Genomic DNA, 19449 nt, shown 5'->3' with positions numbered 1-19449 from the left:
TAAATAAAAATGCTTATCGCTTTCTACTATTCGCCCACGGATCACAATCAGGATGGTCGATAACTTCAATCACATCATCAATATCTGCTTCTAAAGAATCAAGATATAGCGCTTCTACTTCGGCGCGTGCCCAAGGTGTTCTGCGCAAAAATTTTAAACTTGATTTCACGCTAGGATCACTTCTAAAGCAGTTAATTTTGATGAGTTGTCCTAATTTAGCCCAACCATATTTTGCTACCAGTGCATTTACTTGCATTTCAAGAGTGACGCCATGTAGCGGATCTTTAGAAATATGTCCTGTCATGATTTTCTCAAATACGTTTTATTGATTTCAAAGGTAAGAAGCGGTGCAGAGTACAAGAAAGCCGTGAGGGTGGCAATAAAAGGTGCCGAATAAAATAAACTTGGCACATACTATTACCCAGCATGACTCGTAATATAAAAGATTTCCCATTTGTCATCGCCGGTATGCCTTAGCGTGATCCTAAGATCAGTGGGGCCTTTAAATTCGATGTTTACATCCTGCATTTCTGTTTGTTCTCGCTGAATTATTACAAGAAAAAGACGAAGCACTTAGTTATTTAGAAAGCTTTCAACGCTATCAACATGCTGCTGAGCTGGCACGTTTGTGGGGAATGCGACCTGATCGTATTATTCGTTTATATTGCTTAGCTGGCGATATTCATTCTGCGGTTATTTACACTCGCCTACATAATACTTTTTCATACGTAATATTACAGTTACAAGAAAAACATCCTAGTATTGCAGATAAAATGCGGGAAGAGTGGGCTGAATATCTGGTTGACTGTGAAGATTATTTACAAGCTATCGATGTTATCTGGCCATTAAATAATGAAATAAGCCGCAATAAAGCCAAACATTGGTTAGCGTTGGCCTATCAAGCTGGTGGAGAATTAAGCCTACGCAGTCTTGTAAAATCAGTATTTCTATTACCTGATACTTTTCATTTATACCAAGCTAATATTAAAAAGGTATGTAACGATCCACTTGCAACTATTCAACGCGCTATTTTAGCCAGAGAAGTATTAGCATTACCTAATCAGACTAAATTAACAGAACAACTGATTAATCAACTTATTAGACCTATTATTGTTGATCAATATGGTGCAAATTCTGTGCTAGAAAGAAAAGAAATTAGCCAGCTTATTCATAGAAGCACCAATAAACTATTTAATAGTGAACCGAAAGAGCGCTGGTCGTATGTTTTACCTGAACGTCGGTTAACTCAACGAGAAAGCCTGCCTCATCATTTAAATGAGGGATTAAAATATGATCTTATGTCTCACTCATACTATGGCGTAAAGCATGATAAATGCGTGCTAACCTCTGCAAATTCACACTATACACAACGATTACAGCTGCCTAATACTCAATCTGTTGAAGAACAACTTTCTTTTTATTTAATAAAAAGAACAGCCACATTAGTTTATTGGCAAGAAAAGCAGTTAACGATATTTCGTCTATATAACAATCAGAATCACTGCACCTTTGAGCTTAAATGGCCCACAGATTTAACACCACAATATCGAAGTGAATTTAACCAATGGTATTTTTTCGATAAAACAGGGCGTTTAGTGCATTTAAATTGGAATAATGGGCGAATAAATACACTGAGTTTGCTTCTAAAATAAAGATAAACTTAAAAGAAGAGTATGATTTTTTATTCTTCTTTTAAAAGTGTCACAATGGTATTTCTTAACCAATTAAGCGCATTATCATTATCACTACGTTGATGCCAGACCATCTGAAATTCTAATTCAGGAATATCTATGGGAGGAGGAAATATAGAAAATTTCTGACGCATATTTTGAGGAATTGCTTTTTCAGCAATTGTCAAAATTAAATCAGTGTTTTCTAATAATTGAGGAGCAATTTGCCAATAAGGCACTGTGACTGCAATACGGCGTTGTTGATGCATTAATTGAAGTTGATGATCTATTTCATTGGCATCGAAAGGTTTCATACTGACTAAAATATGGGGTGCTAACAGCCATTCTGTTAAATTTATTATTTTTTCGGGGTATACCATTTTATCAACCACACTGACCATTTTATCGGTAAATATAGATTTCGAACGTAATGTATTATCGAAAATATTAAACACTCCAAACGCTAAATCTAAACTTCCTTCATTTAGCTTACTTTGCATTTCCTCTCGGCTACTGTGCCAAATTTTCAAATCAACATTAGGCGCATTAATATGTAAATAATGAATTAACTTGGTTGAAATCAGCGTTGCACCATAATCAGACATCGCAATATTAAAGCGTCTTTTACAATCTCTTGGCTGAAAATCTTGCTGTGCAATAAGGTTATCGAGTTGTTCTAATGCTTGAGTCAGGGGCTGATAAAGTGATTCAGCTTTACTGGTTAACTCATATTGCCCATTTTTTCTCACTGAAAGTGGATCTTGAAACAATTCTCTTAAATTATTGAGAGTATGGCTTACTGTGGGCTGGCTTTTATGTAATCGTTCTGCAGCGCGACTCACATGGCGTTCTCGCAATAAATAAAATAGAGTCACCAACTGATTCATAATTACAACGCTAGGCCTTGAGCAATTTAAAAATATGGGTATTGCTTTTCAAACAAAGCATTCTCGTAATATTTGTTGTCCATGTTTAGATTGGAGTGAGCGCCGTTTTCATTTAGGGGGACAAATCGGCACTGTTTTTCTTAATCACGCAGAAGCACAAGTATGGTTAACACGACATCAAGGATATAGAGAGGTAACCATTAGTGAAAAGGGATATAAAGTATTTGCTAGGCATTTTAATGTGAAAAGGTAAGGAGAAGGTTTGATACTAAATTGCCATTATGTGGGGCATTAATAGGTTTATAAGATCTGAGTTTATACATTAAACTCAATTTAACATAATATACATTATGCGAATCTAGGTATCTAAATATGGATAGGCACTGAAATCTCTGATTTAGGCTGATTAGATTATGTTAGTTCTTTTTAAACTAAAGCTCATTCGCCAATGCTTTTTCTAAGTCTTGAATATAAACTTTTTGTCTTTTCTTCAAATACCACTTCACTAAAGGTTTTAATAAAACCTTTTTAGATATCACAATTTCAGTGATGCCATTATCAGAAGTAAAAAATACCGACCCAATGACCTTTGATATTGTCATTTTCCACATCAAATTCCCATCGTCGATACTATCCTTATCAGTGTTATTAACCACCATTTGACGCCAAACAAAAATATCACCGTGTATTACTTCTATAATTACCAGCTTATTCATTGATACAGATGTGGTCACATGGTTAACAAACTGAATCTTAACTGGCCTGAATTTTTAGAAAAATACTGGCAGAAAAAACCTGTTGTACTGAAAAACGCATTTCCTAATTTTGTCGATCCTATCACACCAGATGAACTGGCAGGCCTGGCAATGGAGCCGGAAATTGACAGCCGCCTTGTCAGCCTTACTGGCGACAAATGGCAGGCAAGTCATGGTCCGTTTGAAGACTTCAGCGAATTAGGTGAAGAAGGATGGTCACTATTAGTACAGGCTGTCAACCATTGGCATATGCCAGCAGCTGAACTGGTGAAACCGTTTCGAGTGTTACCTGAATGGCGTCTTGATGACCTGATGATCTCCTATTCAGTGCCGGGAGGTGGTGTTGGCCCACATATTGATAACTATGATGTTTTTATCATTCAAGGAATGGGACGTCGTCGCTGGCGTGTGGGTGATGCCCTACCGATGCGCCAGTTCTGCCCTCACCCTGCATTACTGCATGTTGATCCGTTTGAGCCAATTATTGATGTGGAAATGGCTCCGGGAGATATTTTGTATATTCCGCCTGGATTCCCTCACGACGGCTTCACCTTTGAAGATACCATGAATTATTCTGTCGGCTTTCGTGGGCCAAACGGCCGTGATTTGCTGAGTAGCTTTGCAGATTATGCACTGGAACAAGATCTGGGCGGAATAAATTATGGCGATCCTAATCTGACAGTACGCGACAATGCAGGAAGAATGGAGACTCATGAAGTTGAACGCCTGCGCGCCATGATGATTGAGATGATCAACAAGCCGGGTGATTTTGAACAGTGGTTAGGCCGTTTTGCAACTACACCGCGCCATGAGCTAGATATTGCACCTTCAGAACCACCTTATCAGCCAGAAGAGGTACTAAATGCGCTGAATGATGGTGAAAAACTGATCCGGCTAAGTGGGCTGCGCGTCCTACGCATCGGAGAAAGTTTCTTTGTGAATACAGAAGCTTGGACTACCAAAGAAACGAAGGGAGCAGATGCATTATGCCAGTTTACGGAAGTTGGCGCAGATGAACTCGGTGAAGCACTGATGTCACCCGCCTTTGTTGCGGAATTAACCGAATTTATCAATCAAGGATATTGGTACTTCGAAGAATAAACCATATCTACTGATATATGATAAAGCACCTGCTTGCGGGTGTTTTATTTTATCATTTCCGCCCTTTTTCTTTCTAAAGTCAGTAATGCCGGCTTTATTACAATCCAAAAAAACCTCGTCTTAACGAGGCTTCTATTTAGAAAATAGTTAATAGACTCTTTTATATCAGTCTATTCCCTTTTTCATCGACAACATTTTGTCCATCTTCTTTTGAAAAGGCACCTTTCTGTGATTTTGGAAGAATATCTAAAACGACTTCTGAAGGACGGCATAACCGAACGCCTAATGGTGTCACAACAATAGGTCTATTGATCAATATTGGATATTGCAGCATATAATCAATAAGTTGCTCATCAGTTGCATTAATATGATCAAGATCTAATTTATCATAAGGTTCAACATTCCTTCGTAATAGTGCTCTAACCGAAATTCCCATATCAGTGATAAGTTTCTCTAAAACAGACTTAGAGGGTGGCGCATTAAGATAAAAGATAATGTCAGGCTCTACACCACTATTTCGGATCATTTCAAGCGTGTTTCGTGAAGTGCCACAATTGGGGTTGTGATAAATAATAATGCGATTCATATTGCCACCACTAATTCATTAATGTCAGTCTAAGTGCTAATGCAACCAATGTTACTGTAAGCACTGGGATGGTCATAACAATGCCTGTCTTAAAATAATATCCCCATGTAATGGTCATGTTTTTTTGTGACAACACATGCAACCACAATAATGTCGCTAAGCTTCCTATTGGCGTAATTTTGGGGCCTAAATCTGCACCGATGACATTGGCATAAATCATCGCTTCTTTAATTAAACCTGTGGCATTACTGCCTTCAATTGATAATGCTCCGACAAGAACTGTTGGCATATTGTTCATAATTGATGATAAAAATGCAGTGATATATCCCGTTCCTAGTGTTGCAATCCACACGCCTTTACTTGACAGAAAATCGAGAATTTCTGACAGGTATTGAGTCAAACCTGCATTACGTAATCCATAAACAACAAGGTACATGCCAAGGGAGAAAATCACGATTTGCCAAGGTGCCCCTCGTAAAACCTTTCGAGTATTAATCGTTTTTCCTTGTGCCGCAATAAACCACAAAATTACGGCACCAATAGCTGCAATGGCACTAATTGGAATCCCCAAAGGTTCTAGTATGAAAAAGCCAAGTAATAAAAGAAACAATACTAACCAACCTGCTTTAAATGTTTTCACATCTTTAATCACCGTCGCAGGCATCGCTAATTTAGAAGTGTCATACTGCTGAGGAATATCTTTGCGGAAAAACCAATGCAACATAATTAATGTCGCAGTAATAGCGGCAATATCAACAGGAACCATCACTGAAGCATATTCCGTAAAGCCGATATTAAAGAAATCAGCAGAGACGATATTAACTAAATTTGAAACAATTAAAGGCAAACTTGCGGTATCTGCAATAAATCCAGCCGCCATAACAAAAGCTAATGTTGTACCTTTACTAAACCCAAGAGCTAACAACATTGCAATCACAATAGGTGTTAAAATAAGTGCTGCGCCATCATTGGCAAACAGTGCAGCAACGGATGCACCTAGCAATATAATATAGCTAAATAAAAGACGCCCTTTACCACCGCCCCATTTTGCAACATGAAGTGCAGCCCATTCAAAGAAGCCACTTTCATCAAGAATAAGGCTAATAATAATAACAGCTACAAATGTAGCGGTTGCATTCCATACAATATTCCAAACCACTGGAATATCTTGAAGATTAATAACACCTAGTAATAGCGCGATTAATGCACCAATTGTTGCACTCCAACCGATCCCCAATCCTTTAGGTTGCCAAATAACAAAAGTGATTGTTAGAACAAATATTAATACTGCAATAAACATAAAAACCTCTTTCAGAAGACTTTTCTTTTAACTTTTCATATCTGTTTTTTCATATATATTAAGTTAAAAATTTTTATTCAGAACAGCAACTAACTTCCCCTTTCTTTTCAATCGATTTAAGTAAATCTGCTATTTTCCTTTTCTCTGTCTCATAGGTGACTTCAATAATATTTTTCACCCATGGTAATAATGTAGGAGACAAACGATAATGAACCCATTTCCCATGTTTAGAATCAAGTAATAATCCGCTTTCCCGCAACATCGCTAAGTGGCGAGAAGTTTTCGGTTGGGATAAATTTAGGGCTGTATAAATGTCACAAACACACAACTCGCCAGATGCTTTAAGTAGCAACACAATATCTAGCCTTGTTTGATCACTTAATACCTTAAATAATTGCAATGGTTCCATATTTGCTCCTTTCTTGAATAAGTTCTAACGTACACTCGGAATACATATCTGTCAAATCGCATATATTGAAAATGATTATTTTACTTAACCACACGTCATCAGATGAGCATATCCTGTTGACTTATATCAAATGAACCAAGGTTAAGCGAATCGATTCACCTCATTGATGAGCTACCTCTCTTGACTTAATAACCAATGGGGTGAGAATGCACTAATACTTTAATTTATCTGAATAATAATCTGATATTGGAAGGTTTATCATGAGCTATCGTATGTTTGATTACTTGGTACCGAATGTTAACTTTTTTGGTCCTGGTGCTATCTCTGTTGTTGGCGAACGCTGCAAATTATTGGGTGGTAAAAAAGCCCTGCTGGTAACAGATAAAGGTCTACGAGCAATAAAAGAGGGCGCCGTAGATAAAACTATCGGTTATCTAAAAGAAGCAGGTATTGATGTTGCTGTATTTGATGGCACTGAACCTAATCCCAAAGACACTAATGTGCTTGAAGGTCTTGCAATGTTCCGTAAAGAACAATGCGACATGATAATTACAGTGGGAGGCGGTAGCCCACACGACTGTGGTAAAGGTATTGGTATCGCAGCCACTCATGAAGGTGATCTTTACGATTATGCAGGTATTGAAACACTAACAAATCCACTTCCACCCATTATTGCAGTGAATACCACTGCGGGTACAGCAAGTGAAGTCACTCGTCACTGTGTTCTGACCAATACAAAAACTAAAGTCAAATTTGTTATTGTGAGCTGGCGTAACCTCCCTTCTGTTTCTATTAACGATCCACTTTTAATGATTGGCAAACCCGCAGGACTCACCGCCGCGACAGGTATGGATGCATTAACTCATGCAGTTGAAGCTTATATCTCTAAAGATGCTAACCCAGTCACTGATGCTTCCGCTATTCAAGCAATTCGTTTAATTTCTCGTAATCTACGTCAAGCCGTAGCCTTGGGAACAAACCTGAAAGCCCGTGAAAATATGGCTTATGCTTCACTTTTAGCTGGAATGGCATTTAATAACGCTAACCTTGGTTACGTACATGCAATGGCGCACCAATTAGGTGGTTTATATGATATGCCACATGGTGTCGCGAATGCGGTGCTGTTGCCACATGTGCTGCGTTATAACCTGATTGCAAACCCAGAAAAATTTGCAGATATTGCCGAATTTATGGGTGAAAATATCACAGGATTATCCGTGATGGATGCTGCAGAACGCGCTATTGCAGCTATCGCTCGCCTCTCTATGGATATTGGTATTCCGCAACATTTAAGGGAATTAGGAGTGAAAGAATCTGATTTCCCATATATGGCTGAAATGGCACTGAAAGACGGTAATGCATTCTCTAATCCTCGTAAGGGTAATGAAAAAGAGATCATTGAGATTTTCCGTCAAGCATTCTAATCTTTCCAAAATGATAAATCCGTCAGTGGTGTTATTCAACTGGCGGATTTAAGATCACGTCTTTTCATCTTTTGTCACATCAAATATAATAATACGTATAAATAACAAATAAATGCTAACTCTAACAAGGTAGTTTAATGAGTAAAAGTGGCAAGAATCATACAAAAGAAAAAATAACACAACGAAACTTATTGGAAAAAAAGAAAAATCACCCTGTTCGTCTTTTTATAAAAAGTTGGGATTTTTTAGGAAAATTACTACTTGGTTTTTTTATTTTTATTCCTTTGATTTATGTATTAAGTGATCATGGAAATAAATTTATTTTAATTATTACTTACGCTTGCCTTTGTACTCCTTTATTTCCATTTGCTAAAAAATGCAGTGATAATATACTACTTCGCTATTTCTCAAAGTATACTTTTGATGAGTATATCAATGGTCCAGACATTAGAAGTGGATTAATATTTTACATTATCTTAATTATTCCATTTATTATTCCGTTGGCAATAGGCTATTTTATTTATCAGATAAAAAATTATAGGGAATAATTAATACTTAGATATCTTTTTTATATTCACTCTAAATTATTTTCATAGGTTATTATTTTTTTCCGATATTTATATATGTATTTATCTATTTAATCTTGCTTAGGCTCTGTTTTTCTATCGTTTAAAGTGTTTTAGATGGACAACATAATTGTTTTAGCCCTCTAAAAAACCATAATAATGAATGCCAAATCAGTAATAAGATAATTAAATTAGCAAAGATAAATAGTGTTGTTGAGAGTAACTGCATAAAATGGCTATTAGATGTCATACTCATATTTAATGAGGCTTTTGCCAAGGCAGATACACCAAAAGAGAAACTCCAAAAGGGTAATGAAAAAGGCTGTTTAACAAACCAAGGAATTAATCTTACCATAAATAGAAGTTGTAAAATACCATAGCCTAATAACATTTTAGCAAAGAAATCAATATGATTATCGTTGATAGCCAAATAAGCGCTACAAGCAACTAAAGCGGGTGCTAATTGAATACCAAATGATAGCCGTGATTTTTCATCCATTAATCCTTCGCTGCGTATCCTTTTTAAAATAGCAGGTTCTAAACTTAACCAAGAAAATACACCGGCACCAAAAAATAAAGTTCCCAGATCATTAAAACCCAATGCACCACATGCCATAGTACAGATAAAATTATTCGCGACTGTGGGTAAATATAAGACTGGTGTCGTCGCCATTTTAGGGTATTCGCCCTTCCATTGATAACCAATCAACCAACTGGCATATCCCAGCTGAGCAATTGCACCAATGCTAAACAATACTAGAGAAAATAAGGGTAAATATGGGCTTAGCCCTATCGATACTAAAACTGTTGTTGCCGGAAATAAACTCGTAAATCCACTGGCAACTGGATGTTTAATTTCATCGAGAATAGCTTGTCGATGAAATAACCATTTATTTAGTAAGAATAACGTAAGCGTTAACCAGACCAAGCAACCGATACCAATAAATATTTCACCAATATAAGACGGATAGTTGTGCTCTTTTGCTGCATAGCGCCATGCCATTCCTGTACCAATCATCCCTAATACAACACCAAAATAGCCCGAGGCAAATTGTGAAGAGAGTGTTTTTAGTTTATTTATCAATATCATATTTTTACATTAACTCATATAAATGTCATAATTACATTGATGCTTTTTCCTGAGCATCAAATAATAATATAGATAATAAAATTTATTTTGATTAAGTGCATTTAAAATATATGTTATGAATGTTCACTCATTTTAAGAGTTTTCTCTCCATTGTTCCCGAATATTCCGATCCTAGTATAAATACGATAGGTTTATTTTTACATTGCCCTTTATATCGGAGTTTATAAAAATGAATATCACGTTAAAAAAGATTGGAACACTGTGTGTCGCTTCTGTTCTGCTTTTTTCACTTGCGGGTTGTTCTAGCATGACAAAACGCGACCGTAATACAGCAATTGGAGCCGGCGCAGGTGCTATCGGTGGTGCTATTTTAACTGATGGTAGCGCATTGGGTACCATTGGTGGCGGTGTCTTAGGTGGCGTTATTGGTCATCAAGTCGGTAAAAAATAACCATTCTTCTGCTAGGCTGAGTTTATATTTTTTAGCTCAGTCTAGTAACGTGCTACATTAAGATAATCTGCATTTATTTTGGTGTGACATGAACAAATCGTTTATCTCTCAATTAAAAAAAACCACCGTGGTTTTATATAAGTCGTTTAGCGATTTAATTCATATCGTAGTAACCTTTATTTTGTGTTACTTCTGTTTTCTTTTATCACCCACACTGGCGATTGCTACAATCGGTAGCATCATTATTATTGTCACTATGTTTTTACTTAGTTTATTCGTTTTACCGTGATACTAAACTTTACTGTGATACCGAGCTTGATCTTTGTCTACCTTATTTTTAATAAAAAAATAACGAAATAACCGCCTCTTTTTCTGTCAGTTAAAAACAAAAATACAGGTTACTCTTAAAGATAAAAATCTTTCATATAAGAAAAGGATCTTGTTTTTAACCTGATTTATCACAAAGCTGATTTTTAAACTTGACTCTTTCTAGTGATAGCCTTTTACTTTCAATTATTATAACTATCGAGGGTAATTAAATGATTATTTTTATCACGGGTGCTTCCGCTGGCTTTGGTGAAGCCATTGCTCGTCATTTTATCAGCCATGGACACAAAGTTATTGGTACTGCTCGTCGCTTGGATAAACTTAATAATTTGCATAAAGAGCTCGGTGAGCAATTTTATCCATTACAGTTAGATGTTACAGATAAAAAAGCAGTCAGTGAGATTTACACGCAATTACCTGAAAAATGGCGTGAAATTGATGTGTTAGTCAATAATGCAGGTTTAGCGCTAGGTTTAAACACCGCCGATAAAGCGAACCTTGATGACTGGGATACCATGATCGAGACAAATAATAAAGGTCTGGTTCATGTCACTCGCGCTATTCTTCCTTTTATGGTCGAAAGAAACAAGGGTCATGTAATTAATATCAGCTCAACAGCAGCTTCTTGGCCTTATATGGGGGGGAATGTTTATGGCGCGACGAAAGCGTTTGTTAAGCAATTCAGTTTAGGATTGCGAGCTGATCTCCAAGGTAAAAAAGTCCGAGTGACCGATATTGAGCCAGGACTTGTTGGAGGTACAGAGTTTTCATTAGTTCGTTTTAAAGGTGATAGTGATAAAGTTGAGCAAACTTATGCTAATGCAAATGCATTAACACCTGAAGATGTAGCAGAAGCGGTATATTGGACAGCAACATTACCTGCTCATGTAAATATTAACACCCTAGAAATGATGCCTGTGAGTCAGTCATTTGCAGGGTTAAGTGTGCATCGTCAAAACTAAACGCACTGAAAACGCATTTTTTATTAAGGTATCAGCTATAATTATTAAGATATAATAGTCATTGAAAGCAATAGCTACATAACTTTAGAGGATCGCAACCATGATAAACACACTAACTAAGAAACAAGTCATCAGAACCATGGTGTTCTCCTTATTTCTTGGTTTATCAGTGTCTTCTTTTTCTTCTGTTGCCGCTTCAACGAATGTAACCATTAATGGCGATGGCTATGACAATGTCTTAGATAAAGAACAAGCTCGACAAATGAAAGAAGACTGGGATCAAAAACGCGAGCTTCGTACCCAAGTCAATCAACGGGAAAAAATCGAATTTAATAAAATAGATAAAGCCATTGATGAGCGAGATGCTTGTCTGAAAAGCGCGAATATCTATGCATATTGGGAGCCTGAAACGCGTCGTTGTTTAGACAGTAATACAGGTCGCCCTGTTAACCCGTAAGAAAATAGTGTAAAACAGTGATGTTTTACTCCATAAAACAAGGAGAGAATGATATGAAAAAATATGTATTTGCAGTAATGGCCACACTGGTTGCGTTTGCACCTTTAGCCGCAAACGCGGGGTGTGATGAAGTCGTTGAGTCTATTCAACAAAAAATCGTTAATAATGGTGTGCCAGCCGCTAACTTTACCTTAACTGTCGTTGAAAACGACCAAGTTGCACAAACAGAAGGTAAAGTTGTCGGAACTTGCGAAAATGATAGCAAGAAAATCATCTATACTCGTCATTAATCTATAAGTTGATAAAATCATGTGATTAAAAAAGGGCGCTAACATTGCGCCCTTTTTCTTTTTCTGCGGTTTATCAATGACTACTCTTTTGATTTATCAGTATTTTATCTTATTTAGCCTTAATTTTGTGTGCTGTTTTTATCATTAGTAATACTTGAGGCTAAATCAGAAAAAACAAAAACACCCAATGAATTTATTCATCAGGCGTTTAAAAGTAACAAGTTTGGTATCGTTTAAAAACAGATAGCAATCCACTTCGTTACTTATTTATATTCTCTCTTAAGCTGGTACAGCGATTTCCAACTGACTTAAATCGAGGTAACAAGAGAGATCACGTTCTTCAGGACGTAATAAATACGGGATTTCACCAATCAGCGGCGCAGGAATATGCTGAGACAGCCTTTCCACAATTTTCGCGTAATAAGGTAATCCTGGATTTATTCTGTTTGCAACCCAACCTACTAATTTTACACCATCGTTAATAATAGATTGTGCTGTTAATATTGAGTGATTGACACAGCCTGGTTGAATACCCACAACCAAAACAACTGGGATTTGTTCTTTCACCACCCAATCAGAATAAAAGGTATTATCATCAAGAAGATAACGCCAACCACCATTACCCTCAATGACAACACACTCTGCTTTTTTACTTAAATTATCGAGCTCATTTGAAATCTTATTAAAATCAATTTCATTTTCGCTAACATAACAATTATCAAGCAAAATAGGATTAATTTCGTCGTAGCGAACTTCAACTGGCGATGAATTATGAATAATCATAGCATCACGATTACGTTCACCATCAGCTGTTTCATGCAATTCTGTTGCAATAGGCTTATAACCCACTGCCGTTGACCCGCCACGATTTAATGACTGAAGAAGTGCTCGGGTTACAACAGTTTTACCCACGTTGGTATCTGTCCCCGTAACAAAAAAGCGTGTTAACATATAATTTACTTCCGTTATGACAGATAAATCAGGTTCATAAAAAATGACAGAGATTAGAGTTTAGGGTAACACTGTTTCTGGTGGCTTGAGGTAGCTCAATTTTTTAGTTAATTGCCCCAAAATAGAGAATTCGTTAATGATCAATTGAGGCATTTACGCTTATAAAACAGTTTTTTTACGTTTTATTTGGCTTAATTTAGCCTTGCATTAATTCAATTAACAAAGAGCCATTGTAGAGAGCTTCTTTTACAAGCGAAGCCGCAGGCAATGTTCCTTTATTTCTTAACTCCGTTTCTTCAATAAGTAAAGACTGTGCATAACGAGGCATAACATGATGTTGAACCTGATCCAAGATCAAAGGAAAAAGAATGGATTTAGCTCGACAAAGCGGTGAACCAATTAATATTTTTTGCGGATTAAAGATATTAATCATTACAGCCAAAATAAAACCTAATCGCTGAGCGACTAAATTAACAATTTCAAGCGCGGGTTTATCACCAACTAATATCGCATCACACAATGTCTCAACGGTAATAGGATATTTGTTTAGCAACGAAGTGGGATCTTCTTGAGCTAATAATTGGGCTTTCTTGATTAATTGAGGAATAGCAATTTCTGTTTCTAAACACCCTTTTGCCCCGCAATAACAGTTATTTTGAGAATCGATAACTTTAGTATGTCCAATTTCAATGGCGCTATGACTGTTAGAATGTAATGTTTTTCCATTGCTTATCACGCCAGCACCAACAATATCATCGATAACAATTTGCAGAACGTCTGAATTGTTTTTTGCTGCACCATATAAAGATTCGGCCATTGTCCATGCGGTTACGCTATGTTGTAAAAATACAGAAACACCTGTTTTTGCATGTATTTTTTCGGCAAGTGGAATATCTTTAATATCATAATAAGGTGAGCTATAAATAACGCCACTAATGGGATCAACAATGGCATTCATTGTAATGCTAATTGCTGTCAGTCTTTCAACATGAGATTGATAACGCTCGAAGAATTTATCGATTGCAACTAAAAAGTGATTAAGAAAATCATCGCTGTATTCTTTAGGGAAATCGAATGTATCTTCAGTAACCAGTTTGCTATCTAACTCTCTTAAACTAAAAAGCAAACTGCCCTTATTGACACGAATACAAAGAAATTGCCAACCTTGGCTTTCTAATTTTAATCCGACAGCAGGTCGGCCACGAAATCCCACATCTGGGAACTCCGTTTCATGAATAAGATGCGCTTCAACTAATTCTCGCGTGATCTTAGTAATACTTGCTGGCGCAAGCTCTGCCTTTTTCGACAATGAGATACGAGAAATGGGACCATGTTCATCAATCAAGCGAAAGACTGTGCCAAGATTAAATTGTTTTACGTGATCGATGTGGCTAGGTTGGTTCCCCATTGAATGCATCCTTAATTAGAGAGCCATAATTAATTCGAGGCTCCAAATAATTCATTACCGATTATGTCGTCAATTTTTGATAATTGTACAATATTTACATAAAAAGCGTGATCAAAAACACAGATAAATCAATATTTTTGGTGATCTAAGATATTTTTCAACAGCAATTGCGTTAATCGATTCGCCGCCGCAGGAATAGCACGTTTATTATGTGAAACTAACCAAACTTCAGAGAACGCCTGAGAATTTGCAAAGTGTAGATAATGCACCCCATCGACTTTCATTCGTGTAAATGATTTTGTCACAATGGAAATACCAAGCCCTGCTGCAACTAGCCCTAAAATTGTCATGGCTTCACCCGCTTCTTGTGCAATAGTTGGTGTAATTCCTGACAAGCTAAGCAGCTGAATAATCTCATCATAAAGTGCCGTACCGACATCTCTTTCAAAGAAAACAAAAGGATATTGCCCGATATCTTGAATATTGACTCCCGTTTCTTTGTAAGCAAGTAGAGGATGTCCTTCATAAACCGCTAAAATAAAAGGCTCACGAAACAATAGCTGGTGGTGCAAATTTTCGGGTAATGTCGTATTTCGCATGATCCCAAGATCAATACGCCCCGTCAGTAGCGGCGATATTTGTTGTTTTGTATTCATTTGGTGCATATGAATACCAACTTCCGGGTAATTTTCTCTAAACTGTCGCAAACTCAAGGTAACTAAATGCATAAAAGGTGTCGTTGAGGTAAAACCAATTGAAATTTCACCTAATTCACCTTTTTCCATTCTAGCGGCGCGCGTTGCAGCTGCGTTGACCTGCGCCATAATTTGATACGACTCTTTTAAAAACATTTGTCCTGCAGGAGTTAACGAAACGGAACGGTTAGTTCGCTCTAAGAGTTTAGCGCCTATTTCGCTTTCAAGTGCTTGTATTTGTTGGCTTAACGGGGGCTGAGAAATATTCAATCTTTCTGCTGCTTTACCAAAGTGAAGCTCTTCTGCAACAGCAATAAAGTAACGTAAATGCCTAAGTTCAATATTCATATTTCTCTCATATTGTCATTGATACTTTAAAAGTCTTATTTCTAATGATTAATATATTAGACAAAAAAATCAAATATTTCTAACATTGACATAAATCAAATTTAAGTAATGGAAGTTTAATCAATATGGACACTCACGAAATAGACAGTAAAAGTATGAGTTTAGGCACTGATATTTCAGACAATACATCAAGTATAGAAAAGCCTGCTCATCGCCAATCTAACCCTAAACATTATATTCAGCGTGATGATGCACTGTATATAAAAGTGACAGTGTCATTTTTTATGGTTGGTTTAGCGACATTCGCCTTGCTCTATTTTGTGCAACCCATACTGCCGGTGTTATCTAACGAATTTTCCGTTAGCCCTGCAACCAGTAGTTTAGCGCTTTCACTTTCAACCGCTTTAATGGCATGTGGATTATTAATCACTGGCCCTCTATCAGATGCCTTTGGTCGTAAAAATGTCATGGTAATTGCCCTATTTTGTGCCGCATTCTTTACATTACTAAGTGCGACTATGAATAGCTGGACAGGTATTTTAATTACACGAGCTTTAGTTGGACTTTCATTAAGTGGCGTTGCAGCAGTAGCAATGACGTATTTAAGTGAAGAAATTCACCCTGCTTATCTTGCATTATCAATGGGTTTGTATATTAGCGGGAACTCTATTGGAGGAATGAGTGGACGCGTTATTACAGGAGTATTAAGTGATTATTATTCTTGGCGTTTATCCGTTGTTATTCTAGGTATATTTGCCCTTTTCGCTGCGATAACTTTTTGGAAGATATTACCTGCTTCACAGCACTTTAGACCGACAGCATTAAAACCTCGTAATCTTCTTATTACCACTAAATTGCATTTTAGAGATAAAGGACTGCCTTTATTATTTATTGAAGGTGGTTTATTAATGGGCGGTTTTGTTACTTTATTTAACTATATTGGCTATCGCTTATTAGATGCCCCTTATTTATTAAGTCAAACCACAGTAGGCCTGATTTCTATTGTCTATTTAAGTGGCACTTATAGCGCATCTAAAGCGGGCTTATTAACCACTAAATATGGTTTAGGCAGAGTTTTTATTGCTGGGATTTTAATGATGTTAATTGGCATATTGATTACCTTGATTGAATCACTGCCTATTATTTTTATTGGCATGCTGATCTTAACGACAGGTTTCTTTGCTGCACATGCGGTCGCAAGTAGTTGGGTTGGCCGTCGCGCTAAACGAGGAAGAGCCCAAGCTTCTTCACTTTATCTTTTTACTTACTATGCGGGATCTAGCCTTGCAGGTACCGTGGGTGGATTATTCTGGGTGAGTTTCGGTTGGCTTGGTGTAGGATTATTTATCGCCCTATTAATGACCATTGCGCTTTTAATTGCATTACGTTTAAACAGTACGCTTAGAAATTAATTATTACCTCTTATTGATATCAATAAAAAGTAATAGTTTATTGATAATAAAGAATATTGATTACATTTTTCTCCTTTTTTAAGATGGCGATGACAAACCAACCACAAAGGATAAAAATGATGAATTACTTAAAAAAATTACTTATAGCATTTTCCGTTTCTCTTGCTTTACTCACAACAACGGCTATCGCTTCTCCAGAATGCCCACCAACACATCCTGACTGTGGCGGTGATGTCTGGGTACAAAATCAATAAACACTGTTGTTTACTAAAAGGTTATTAACTAAGGATATATGTAACTACTTTAGGAGATATTTATATGAGTAAAGAAAATGTTTACATTAATAATCCAGATTCTTTCAAGCCTCATGCTGAAATAGAAACGAATGAGGTTGAGCTAAGAGAAACTTCCCATACTGGTCATTGCTATATAATAAATGCGAGTGGGCAAAATTTAAAAAAAGTTTATATAAAACATACGGTTCAAAAAATACATAACACCATTGTGAATGAGAAAACGTATAATGATATTAAAAATGCAGGATCTACGGCAGAACCATTAGTATTTACATACATTACAGGTGTTGGTTCTCCTTTCGATTACTGGTTTATTGATATTGAAGTTGAAGCAGGATACAAATACAAAACAAAAGATAATTTTTATTGCAGCGTTAGCAGTGATGATAATGGAATTGTGGTAATTACAATTAGTAGTAACTTAATCGCCCACTTTAATTTTTCTTCTTCTAGTGGCTGTGATATTGATTTGTTAGGACCTTATTAAATTTCAACTTTTGAACATCATTATTATTAAGGATCCTTCCACTAAACCGTAATAAATCCCCTTTTTGCGGTATACTGTATATAAACACAGTATACCGTATTTTTCGCATTTTTCCCTATTAGGCAAATGTACTTTTCACTGAAGTTAATGTATTGTTTTAAGTGAAGGCTAATTGTATGTTGTAACTAAATAAGGATATGAGTATGAACAAGTATGATTTAATCGCGCAATTTAACGACTGCTTTAAACAGTTAGAAACAGAGATTGAAATGTTGTCAACTTCACTTAGAACACTGACATTATTGCCTTCTGCTGTATTTGAATTACCTGATGTGAGTAAAGAAGAAGAACATGACGAGGTTGATAGCGTTACAGTGTCACCTTGTTATGATGATGAAGCCAGAGATATCACTTTAAAGCTAATGGCGAATCTTTTTATTTATGACAATGCCCCGCACATCAGTAGTAAACGCGCCATTCGTTTACCCGGTGTACTCTGCTTTAGTACAGATAACCAAACATTTAAGTCTGTCAGAAAACAAGTTGAACAAATTAATTTATTAAAAAAACAACTGTCCGATATTGTCACTAAAGAGTCTGGTATATCAAAAGAAGAACGTTTTGATTTCGTCCATAACCAACTAAAAGGCTTAATCACACTCAATGCTTATCGCACCCTCACCCTATTGTCTGATCCAGATACAGTGCGTTTTGGTTGGGCAAATAAGAATATTATAAAGAATTTAACGCGTAACGATGTTTTATCTCAATTAGAGAAAAGCCGTGAGGCCAATCGCGCAGTCCCCCCTTATACCAGTGAACAATGGGCTGAACGCTTGGATAAAGAGATCATCACTCTTTCTCAATTACCTGAAAATGCAAAATTAAAAATAAAGCGTCCTGTCAAAGTACAACCTATTGCACGAGTTTGGTATTCAGAACTTCAAAAACAAGTGCAATATGCGTGTCCCTTGCCTTTATTAGCTTTCTATATTGATAAAGAGAGCGACTTTAAACCTGTTATTGGCGAACTTCCTGATTATGATGCCGATAACATTCAAATTCGCCATCGCCCTAAAGCTAAAAAGCTGGAATTAATTATTCCAAGAATGCACTTGTATCTTGAAAAATAGAGAATAAATAATATCTTATTTTTCAATAAGTTTAATTGAGCTTCCTTGAATAATTTGCTGAAGATAATCATTAAGCTGAGTAAAATGATTCTCTTCAATATCTAAATGGATTGTTATCACCACATTGTTTTTTAATACAAGGATAATATTTTTTCGATCAAGGGTAACTTTTTCAAGCGTATTAATGGCTTCAATATCAGATAAATGCGTCATCAAACCAATTGAATTATCAATATCTTCATCTTCTTCATCAAATCTTGAAAGAATAATGAAATGATCAGGAGAAACAGCATCATCCCCTATTCCGATAATGGTGACATCATCTTCGACATAGCAATTAACTTCTGTCGCAGTAAACGTAATTTCTTCAATCATTATTTTTCCTATAAGATCTAAAAATCCCGCCATCATAGCGGGATTTAATATCAGTTAAATAAGTGTAGT

Annotated in this window: 24 protein-coding genes; 13 read left to right on the top strand and 11 right to left on the bottom strand. The window is 36.4% G+C overall.

Annotated features, from left to right (window positions below):
* Nucleotides 1–13: 13 nt before the first annotated feature.
* On the bottom strand, nucleotides 14–304 hold the full coding sequence (locus B6258_RS11405) for a VF530 family protein (protein ID WP_099075353.1): 291 nt from the start codon (nucleotides 302–304) through the stop codon (nucleotides 14–16).
* 331 nt (nucleotides 305–635) lie between these two features.
* Here B6258_RS11405 and B6258_RS11400 point away from each other — a divergent pair, with 331 nt between their 5' ends.
* Nucleotides 636–1652: a hypothetical protein gene (locus B6258_RS11400; RefSeq protein WP_099075352.1), complete on the top strand. Its 1017-nt coding sequence runs from the start codon at nucleotides 636–638 to the stop codon at nucleotides 1650–1652.
* Between the two features lie 29 nt (nucleotides 1653–1681).
* On the opposite strand, the gene B6258_RS11395 is transcribed toward B6258_RS11400, so the two are convergent.
* Nucleotides 1682–2557, bottom strand: coding sequence for a LysR family transcriptional regulator (locus tag B6258_RS11395; RefSeq protein ID WP_099075351.1), 876 nt, complete (start codon nucleotides 2555–2557; stop codon nucleotides 1682–1684).
* A 34-nt stretch (nucleotides 2558–2591) separates the two neighbouring features.
* Here B6258_RS11395 and B6258_RS11390 point away from each other — a divergent pair, with 34 nt between their 5' ends.
* Complete coding sequence (locus tag B6258_RS11390; RefSeq protein ID WP_240531569.1) at nucleotides 2592–2810, top strand: hypothetical protein; 219 nt, start codon at nucleotides 2592–2594, stop codon at nucleotides 2808–2810.
* Nucleotides 2811–2988: 178 nt separating this feature from the next.
* On the opposite strand, the gene B6258_RS11385 is transcribed toward B6258_RS11390, so the two are convergent.
* Entirely contained in the window at nucleotides 2989–3273 is a 285-nt protein-coding gene (locus B6258_RS11385; RefSeq protein WP_099075350.1) for a hypothetical protein, read from the bottom strand.
* 18 nt (nucleotides 3274–3291) lie between these two features.
* Between B6258_RS11385 and B6258_RS11380 the strand changes: the two genes are divergently transcribed.
* Nucleotides 3292–4413: a ribosomal protein uL16 3-hydroxylase gene (locus tag B6258_RS11380; RefSeq protein WP_099075349.1), complete on the top strand. Its 1122-nt coding sequence runs from the start codon at nucleotides 3292–3294 to the stop codon at nucleotides 4411–4413.
* A 160-nt stretch (nucleotides 4414–4573) separates the two neighbouring features.
* Here the strand turns inward: B6258_RS11380 and arsC are convergent, their stop codons facing one another.
* The 3 genes from arsC to B6258_RS11365 all read right to left on the bottom strand — a co-directional run bounded on the left by arsC (nucleotide 4574) and on the right by B6258_RS11365 (nucleotide 6708).
* On the bottom strand, nucleotides 4574–4999 hold the full coding sequence (arsC, locus tag B6258_RS11375; RefSeq protein ID WP_099075348.1) for a glutaredoxin-dependent arsenate reductase: 426 nt from the start codon (nucleotides 4997–4999) through the stop codon (nucleotides 4574–4576).
* Between the two features lie 10 nt (nucleotides 5000–5009).
* Nucleotides 5010–6299, bottom strand: coding sequence for an arsenic transporter (locus tag B6258_RS11370; RefSeq protein ID WP_099075347.1), 1290 nt, complete (start codon nucleotides 6297–6299; stop codon nucleotides 5010–5012).
* 73 nt (nucleotides 6300–6372) lie between these two features.
* Nucleotides 6373–6708 (bottom strand): metalloregulator ArsR/SmtB family transcription factor, encoded by a 336-nt coding sequence (locus B6258_RS11365; RefSeq protein WP_099075346.1) that lies wholly within the window; start codon nucleotides 6706–6708, stop codon nucleotides 6373–6375.
* Nucleotides 6709–6968: 260 nt separating this feature from the next.
* Here B6258_RS11365 and dhaT point away from each other — a divergent pair, with 260 nt between their 5' ends.
* Entirely contained in the window at nucleotides 6969–8132 is a 1164-nt protein-coding gene (gene dhaT, locus B6258_RS11360; protein ID WP_099075345.1) for a 1,3-propanediol dehydrogenase, read from the top strand.
* A gap of 137 nt (nucleotides 8133–8269) precedes the next feature.
* The gene (locus B6258_RS18375) at nucleotides 8270–8680 is read left to right on the top strand and encodes a hypothetical protein (protein WP_240531568.1); all 411 of its coding nucleotides are present in this window, start codon (nucleotides 8270–8272) and stop codon (nucleotides 8678–8680) included.
* A gap of 121 nt (nucleotides 8681–8801) precedes the next feature.
* On the opposite strand, the gene tehA is transcribed toward B6258_RS18375, so the two are convergent.
* The gene (tehA, locus tag B6258_RS11350) at nucleotides 8802–9788 is read right to left on the bottom strand and encodes a dicarboxylate transporter/tellurite-resistance protein TehA (RefSeq protein WP_099075344.1); all 987 of its coding nucleotides are present in this window, start codon (nucleotides 9786–9788) and stop codon (nucleotides 8802–8804) included.
* Nucleotides 9789–10017: 229 nt separating this feature from the next.
* On the opposite strand from tehA, the gene osmB reads away from it, so the two are divergent.
* The 4 genes from osmB (at nucleotide 10018) to B6258_RS11325 (ending at nucleotide 12275) form a co-directional block, all read left to right on the top strand.
* Nucleotides 10018–10239: an osmotically-inducible lipoprotein OsmB gene (gene osmB, locus B6258_RS11345; protein WP_006536908.1), complete on the top strand. Its 222-nt coding sequence runs from the start codon at nucleotides 10018–10020 to the stop codon at nucleotides 10237–10239.
* 539 nt (nucleotides 10240–10778) lie between these two features.
* Entirely contained in the window at nucleotides 10779–11528 is a 750-nt protein-coding gene (ydfG, locus tag B6258_RS11335) for a bifunctional NADP-dependent 3-hydroxy acid dehydrogenase/3-hydroxypropionate dehydrogenase YdfG (RefSeq protein WP_088495659.1), read from the top strand.
* Between the two features lie 100 nt (nucleotides 11529–11628).
* Entirely contained in the window at nucleotides 11629–11985 is a 357-nt protein-coding gene (locus B6258_RS11330; protein ID WP_099075342.1) for a DUF1283 family protein, read from the top strand.
* Nucleotides 11986–12038: 53 nt separating this feature from the next.
* Nucleotides 12039–12275 carry a DUF1161 domain-containing protein gene (locus tag B6258_RS11325; RefSeq protein ID WP_099075341.1) on the top strand — a complete coding sequence of 79 codons (237 nt, stop codon included), beginning with the start codon at nucleotides 12039–12041 and terminating at the stop codon, nucleotides 12273–12275.
* Between the two features lie 279 nt (nucleotides 12276–12554).
* Here the strand turns inward: B6258_RS11325 and bioD are convergent, their stop codons facing one another.
* From bioD to B6258_RS11310, 3 genes are all read right to left on the bottom strand, one after another.
* Nucleotides 12555–13226: a dethiobiotin synthase gene (gene bioD / locus B6258_RS11320; protein WP_088495662.1), complete on the bottom strand. Its 672-nt coding sequence runs from the start codon at nucleotides 13224–13226 to the stop codon at nucleotides 12555–12557.
* A gap of 196 nt (nucleotides 13227–13422) precedes the next feature.
* Nucleotides 13423–14634 (bottom strand): sugar metabolism global transcriptional regulator Mlc, encoded by a 1212-nt coding sequence (mlc, locus tag B6258_RS11315; RefSeq protein WP_099075340.1) that lies wholly within the window; start codon nucleotides 14632–14634, stop codon nucleotides 13423–13425.
* A 128-nt stretch (nucleotides 14635–14762) separates the two neighbouring features.
* Nucleotides 14763–15677 (bottom strand): LysR family transcriptional regulator, encoded by a 915-nt coding sequence (locus B6258_RS11310; RefSeq protein WP_099075339.1) that lies wholly within the window; start codon nucleotides 15675–15677, stop codon nucleotides 14763–14765.
* Between the two features lie 125 nt (nucleotides 15678–15802).
* On the opposite strand from B6258_RS11310, the gene B6258_RS11305 reads away from it, so the two are divergent.
* The 4 genes from B6258_RS11305 (at nucleotide 15803) to tus (ending at nucleotide 19005) form a co-directional block, all read left to right on the top strand.
* Entirely contained in the window at nucleotides 15803–17089 is a 1287-nt protein-coding gene (locus B6258_RS11305) for an MFS transporter (protein ID WP_099075338.1), read from the top strand.
* 119 nt (nucleotides 17090–17208) lie between these two features.
* Nucleotides 17209–17343 (top strand): hypothetical protein, encoded by a 135-nt coding sequence (locus B6258_RS18460; protein WP_276307770.1) that lies wholly within the window; start codon nucleotides 17209–17211, stop codon nucleotides 17341–17343.
* 64 nt (nucleotides 17344–17407) lie between these two features.
* On the top strand, nucleotides 17408–17872 hold the full coding sequence (locus tag B6258_RS11300) for a hypothetical protein (RefSeq protein WP_099075337.1): 465 nt from the start codon (nucleotides 17408–17410) through the stop codon (nucleotides 17870–17872).
* A gap of 203 nt (nucleotides 17873–18075) precedes the next feature.
* The gene (tus, locus tag B6258_RS11295; RefSeq protein WP_099075336.1) at nucleotides 18076–19005 is read left to right on the top strand and encodes a DNA replication terminus site-binding protein; all 930 of its coding nucleotides are present in this window, start codon (nucleotides 18076–18078) and stop codon (nucleotides 19003–19005) included.
* A gap of 15 nt (nucleotides 19006–19020) precedes the next feature.
* Here tus and B6258_RS11290 read toward each other — a convergent pair whose 3' ends face one another.
* On the bottom strand, nucleotides 19021–19380 hold the full coding sequence (locus tag B6258_RS11290; RefSeq protein ID WP_099075335.1) for a hypothetical protein: 360 nt from the start codon (nucleotides 19378–19380) through the stop codon (nucleotides 19021–19023).
* Between the last annotated feature and the right edge of the window lie 69 nt (nucleotides 19381–19449).

The organism is Proteus alimentorum (genome assembly GCF_002607735.1).
Taxonomy (GTDB): domain Bacteria; phylum Pseudomonadota; class Gammaproteobacteria; order Enterobacterales; family Enterobacteriaceae; genus Proteus; species Proteus alimentorum.
This window is presented reverse-complemented; position numbering and strand designations above follow the sequence as displayed.

Bases quoted from the DNA above. Each gene is read 5' to 3' on its own strand.
- mlc (WP_099075340.1), bottom strand. From the start codon at position 14,634: ATGGGGAACCAACCTAGCCACATCGATCACGTAAAACAATTTAATCTT.
- B6258_RS11405 (WP_099075353.1), bottom strand. From the start codon at position 304: ATGACAGGACATATTTCTAAAGATCCGCTACATGGCGTCACTCTTGAA.
- B6258_RS18375 (WP_240531568.1), top strand. From the start codon at position 8,270: ATGAGTAAAAGTGGCAAGAATCATACAAAAGAAAAAATAACACAACGA.
- B6258_RS11390 (WP_240531569.1), top strand. From the start codon at position 2,592: ATGGGTATTGCTTTTCAAACAAAGCATTCTCGTAATATTTGTTGTCCA.
- B6258_RS11400 (WP_099075352.1), top strand. From the start codon at position 636: ATGCGACCTGATCGTATTATTCGTTTATATTGCTTAGCTGGCGATATT.
- B6258_RS11370 (WP_099075347.1), bottom strand. From the start codon at position 6,299: ATGTTTATTGCAGTATTAATATTTGTTCTAACAATCACTTTTGTTATT.
- B6258_RS11290 (WP_099075335.1), bottom strand. From the start codon at position 19,380: ATGATTGAAGAAATTACGTTTACTGCGACAGAAGTTAATTGCTATGTC.
- B6258_RS11385 (WP_099075350.1), bottom strand. From the start codon at position 3,273: ATGAATAAGCTGGTAATTATAGAAGTAATACACGGTGATATTTTTGTT.
- ydfG (WP_088495659.1), top strand. From the start codon at position 10,779: ATGATTATTTTTATCACGGGTGCTTCCGCTGGCTTTGGTGAAGCCATT.
- tus (WP_099075336.1), top strand. From the start codon at position 18,076: ATGAACAAGTATGATTTAATCGCGCAATTTAACGACTGCTTTAAACAG.
- bioD (WP_088495662.1), bottom strand. From the start codon at position 13,226: ATGTTAACACGCTTTTTTGTTACGGGGACAGATACCAACGTGGGTAAA.
- B6258_RS11395 (WP_099075351.1), bottom strand. From the start codon at position 2,557: ATGAATCAGTTGGTGACTCTATTTTATTTATTGCGAGAACGCCATGTG.
- arsC (WP_099075348.1), bottom strand. From the start codon at position 4,999: ATGAATCGCATTATTATTTATCACAACCCCAATTGTGGCACTTCACGA.
- B6258_RS11310 (WP_099075339.1), bottom strand. From the start codon at position 15,677: ATGAATATTGAACTTAGGCATTTACGTTACTTTATTGCTGTTGCAGAA.
- dhaT (WP_099075345.1), top strand. From the start codon at position 6,969: ATGAGCTATCGTATGTTTGATTACTTGGTACCGAATGTTAACTTTTTT.
- B6258_RS18460 (WP_276307770.1), top strand. From the start codon at position 17,209: ATGAATTACTTAAAAAAATTACTTATAGCATTTTCCGTTTCTCTTGCT.
- B6258_RS11300 (WP_099075337.1), top strand. From the start codon at position 17,408: ATGAGTAAAGAAAATGTTTACATTAATAATCCAGATTCTTTCAAGCCT.
- B6258_RS11325 (WP_099075341.1), top strand. From the start codon at position 12,039: ATGAAAAAATATGTATTTGCAGTAATGGCCACACTGGTTGCGTTTGCA.
- B6258_RS11380 (WP_099075349.1), top strand. From the start codon at position 3,292: ATGGTTAACAAACTGAATCTTAACTGGCCTGAATTTTTAGAAAAATAC.
- B6258_RS11365 (WP_099075346.1), bottom strand. From the start codon at position 6,708: ATGGAACCATTGCAATTATTTAAGGTATTAAGTGATCAAACAAGGCTA.
- osmB (WP_006536908.1), top strand. From the start codon at position 10,018: ATGAATATCACGTTAAAAAAGATTGGAACACTGTGTGTCGCTTCTGTT.
- B6258_RS11305 (WP_099075338.1), top strand. From the start codon at position 15,803: ATGGACACTCACGAAATAGACAGTAAAAGTATGAGTTTAGGCACTGAT.
- B6258_RS11330 (WP_099075342.1), top strand. From the start codon at position 11,629: ATGATAAACACACTAACTAAGAAACAAGTCATCAGAACCATGGTGTTC.
- tehA (WP_099075344.1), bottom strand. From the start codon at position 9,788: ATGATATTGATAAATAAACTAAAAACACTCTCTTCACAATTTGCCTCG.